Source organism: Stieleria sedimenti (assembly GCF_025060895.1).
In the GTDB taxonomy this organism is placed as follows: Bacteria; Planctomycetota; Planctomycetia; order Pirellulales; family Pirellulaceae; genus Stieleria; species Stieleria sedimenti.
Genome location: NZ_JANZKV010000370.1, coordinates 1 through 3,916, shown reverse-complemented (window position 1 = coordinate 3,916; position 3,916 = coordinate 1). Strand labels below are relative to the sequence as shown.

General features: G+C 55.3%; 2 protein-coding genes. Both read left to right on the top strand.

Annotation, left to right across the window (positions count from 1 at the left end):
- Positions 1–291 precede the first annotated feature (291 nt).
- Positions 292–2,292: a multiheme c-type cytochrome gene (locus NZK35_RS33865; protein WP_259636955.1), complete on the top strand. Its 2,001-nt coding sequence runs from the start codon at positions 292–294 to the stop codon at positions 2,290–2,292.
- 46 nt (positions 2,293–2,338) lie between these two features.
- On the top strand, positions 2,339–3,739 hold the full coding sequence (locus tag NZK35_RS33860; protein ID WP_259636954.1) for a sialidase family protein: 1,401 nt from the start codon (positions 2,339–2,341) through the stop codon (positions 3,737–3,739).
- The last annotated feature ends 177 nt before the right edge of the window (positions 3,740–3,916 follow it).

Sequence of the window (3,916 nt, the reverse complement as noted above, 5' to 3'; positions counted from 1 at the left end):
GCGAAAAGGGGTCAGACCCCAATAGTGCGAAGCACCCTTCGGGCCGTTCCGGCTATTGGGGGCTGACCCCTTTTCGCGAATCTCTCATCGACCCGAACATTGAAATGGAACAAAGCACTAGGAAGCGAGTTGCAAAAGCGAAATCATCCCGACATACTCAAAAAGTAGCCGCAACGGCGGGGAGAGACGACCGGTCGTCAATCGAAGGCCGGGCGAATTGCGTTCTCAAACTGACACTTGTTGCGAGAGCCCCCTCAGCAGCAGGGCCGCGATTTTGATAAAAGTGAATGCATGAATGAAGCAGTCATCGGTTGGAGTGTCGTCATTGGGCTGGTTTGCGGCGGGCTGGTCTGGTGGATCAAACGTTCGATCGCAGCTGCGCTGACGGTGCCTGTCGTCATCGTGGCTCTTGTTGCACTGGCTTTGCCTCCGGCTGTCGTGCCGGTCGCCCCACCACCAGATCCACTCGAGCCGGTAACAGTGCCCCCTGAAGCTCAGGAAGACTTGCCGACGGCAGCAAAGCTGGCAGCATTTCGCCCGATTGAGGTTTCCGATCATGGATATGTCGCATCAGATGCATGTCGCGAGTGCCATCCCGAAAACCACGCGACATGGTTCGCATCGTATCACCGAACGATGACCCAAGTGGCCAATCCCGATGTCGTGCTGGGCGACTTCAATGATGTGAAACTGTCGCATAATGGGCGAGACTATCAGCTGAGGGAAGTCGACGGGGTGTGCTGGGTGGAACTGCTCGATCCCGCGGCCCTTCCGGGGACGGCCGCAGCATCGCAACGCGTTCAACGACCGATTGTGATGACGACCGGCTCGCATCACATGCAGGCCTATTGGTTTCCCATCGGCGTACGACGTACGTTGGCGATTTTGCCGTTTGTCTTTCTGAACGAAACGCAAGAATGGATACCGAGATCGGCCGCCTTCTTGAAGCCGATGAGTGACGGCGTTTCACATGAAATTGGACGCTGGAATTCCGCTTGTAGTCGATGCCATTCCACGCACCCTCAAGAACGTGAACTGTCCTTCGGCGAATTTGACACGCACGCGGCTGAATTCGGAATCAGTTGCGAAGCCTGTCACGGCCCCGGACAGGAACACATCGCCTACCATCGAGACTTGGCTGTCGACCAAGCCACGCCCACATCGTTACCAAGCGATCCCATCGTCAATCCCGAGGACTTATCGCATGTCCGATCATCGCAAGTCTGTGGTCAATGCCACTCAGTGCTGACCCTCAAGGGCGACCCGAGCAAAATCAATGTTGAAGGCACGACGTTCCGACCGGGCAGCGATCTAAGCGAGTCATACGATATCTGGCAACTTCACAGCCCGGAAATGAGAGAATTGCTGCAGAACGAGTCGATTCACGACCGCGTGGTCAACACCAATCGCGGAACATTCTACCCGGACGGTGTGGTGCGTGTGTCTGGGCGCGAATACACGTCAATGGAACAGTCCGGTTGTTTCCAACGCGGCGAGATGAGCTGTCTGTCATGCCATCAACTTCACAAAGCCGCAGACGACACACGCAGCGACAAAGACTGGGCCAACGATCAGTTGAAACCGAGTGCCTATGGAAACGATGCTTGTGTCCAGTGCCACGATCAACAGCAGTACTCCACGGCCCACACCCATCACTTGGCAGATTCGTCGGGATCGAATTGCTACAACTGCCACATGCCACACACGGCATATGGCTTGCTCAAAGCGATTCGCAATCACACCATCAGCATTCCTGACTTGAAACAAGACTTGGCTGCCGACCGCCCCAATGCGTGCAATCAATGTCACTTGGACAAGACGCTGAAATGGACGGCGGACTATCTCAAAGACTGGTATTCGATCGATGAACCCGAACTGGATACCGAGCAATCCGAGATCGCCGCGTCCGTCTTGTGGTTATTGAAAGGGGACGCCGCCAACCGGGCGATGGCCGCATGGACGATGGGCTGGCCGGATGCTCAAGCCGCCTCCGGCAGTGACTGGCAATCGATCTTCCTGGCTCAAGTCTTGAACGATCCGTATCTGGCGATTCGGATGATCGCGCGACGTTCGTTACAAACACTACCGGAGTTGGCCGATTTGAAGGTAAACGTTTTGGGATCCGATTCCGAACGTCGTGATGCCATTCTGTCAATCCTCGCGCGTTGGGACCAGGATTCACACGCCGCAAATCCAGCTCTGCTGCTCGGTCCGGAAAACACCGTCAAGACGAAGCGGATCGATACACTCATGCAACAGCGTGACGATACGCCAATGACGCTGAGCGAGTAGGTGATCGCGGCGTCGCGTTGACCACCGGTTCCAATTAAACATATCCATGCCAAAACAGAATCAACTTCTTCGCCATGTGGCTGCGGTCGCGCTGGCATCGTGTTTCATTTCCCGTCTGCTTCCGGGTTTCACCGCGGATCTACACGCCCAAACGGTGGATCCCAAATCCGTGTTGGGTGACGTCACCCCGCCGCCGCCCGAGGACGTGTCGCAGAGTTTCCCCTACGGCATCACGGGCAAGACGCCGCCGTCGCTGACCAAAATTAATTTCAAAGGACAACAGCCGTACCACAAGCACCGCATCAACCTGAGGATCTTCCAGGGATGCCCTCAAGTCGAGATCTCTGAGGGCGGCAGACTTTGGGCAACTTGGTTCGGCTCCAACGTTCAAGCCGAGCGGGCGCCGTACCACCAAGACCAGTTCTCGGTCATCTCAACCTCCGGGGACGGTGGCGAGACGTGGAAAGAAGTCTTTGTCTTCGATCCGAGTGAGCTTCTCGGTGGGGGCGCGTCTGACCCAATGCTGTGGAAAGACCCCGAGGGCAACATCCGCTTTATCGGCCTGAGAAATATCGACTTCAAGGGCAAGGACGAATTCGCCACCTCGGCTTGGGAATTCACGATGCTGGACCCTGAAAACGAACACACCGCCTGGTCCGCGCCGCGGCTACTGGGAAACAAAAACATCTCCGTCATGAAGCCGCTTCTCTTTCCTGACGGCACAATCATGCGGTCGATGGACGACTTCAAATTGGTCGGCAAACGTGACAAGGTGCGGATTCGCTTTCTAAAAGAAGACGTCGACGGCACGCCGATCTTCGTGTCCGAATTCCCCGTCGATAACGATGCGGTCTTTGCCGAGCAAATGCCCATCCTTCGAAAAGACGGCAGCCTGTTTACGTTCTACCGCGCGAAGAACGGACAGAAATTTGCCGAATCCTTCGACGGCGGCAGAACCTGGAAACTGGGCGGTTACTACCCGATGCAGTTCTCGATCAATACCAAATGCATCCTGAAAACACTCCCATCAGGACGAGTCCTGTTGGTCGCCAACGATGTTCAAATGAAACAGGAAAACGGCCGTAAACAATACGTTTATACCGACGAGCATGGAAAAGAACGCGAACTGGAAAAACACAAGACCGCGCGCACACGCATGACGGCCTATTTGAGCGACGACGATGGCGAAACGTTTACGCATCGAATGCTTCTGTGCGACGAGGGTCAAATCAGCTACCCGTCGGCGACACTCGGCAAAGAGAACGCCATCTACATCGTCTACGATCAAGGGCGGGGCGTGATCGGCCAACACACGATCTTTTTGTCAAAGATCACAGAGGAGGACATCCTGGCCGGCAAGCTCGTCAACGACGAGAGTTTCTTGAACAACATTGTCAGCCGCCCGAGCGATCAAGGTGGCGGCCGCCGCGAGGGTGACAGCCTGTAAGGTCTCTCTGAAGTGGTGCCTAGATAAACGCCGACAGAAATCTCCGTCAATTCCTGAAACCACTACTTCTAAAACCGCTACTGCTCTGTCCAGATTTGAATTTGGGGTTGCGTTTATCGAGCGGAAAAGCGGTCAGTTACGAATGACACGGGCATAAGTGTTGGTGTCCAGGCTTTA

Excerpts from the sequence above, each read along its gene's own strand:
- NZK35_RS33865 (WP_259636955.1), top strand. The coding sequence starts at position 292 with ATGAATGAAGCAGTCATCGGTTGGAGTGTCGTCATTGGGCTGGTTTGC.
- NZK35_RS33860 (WP_259636954.1), top strand. The coding sequence starts at position 2,339 with ATGCCAAAACAGAATCAACTTCTTCGCCATGTGGCTGCGGTCGCGCTG.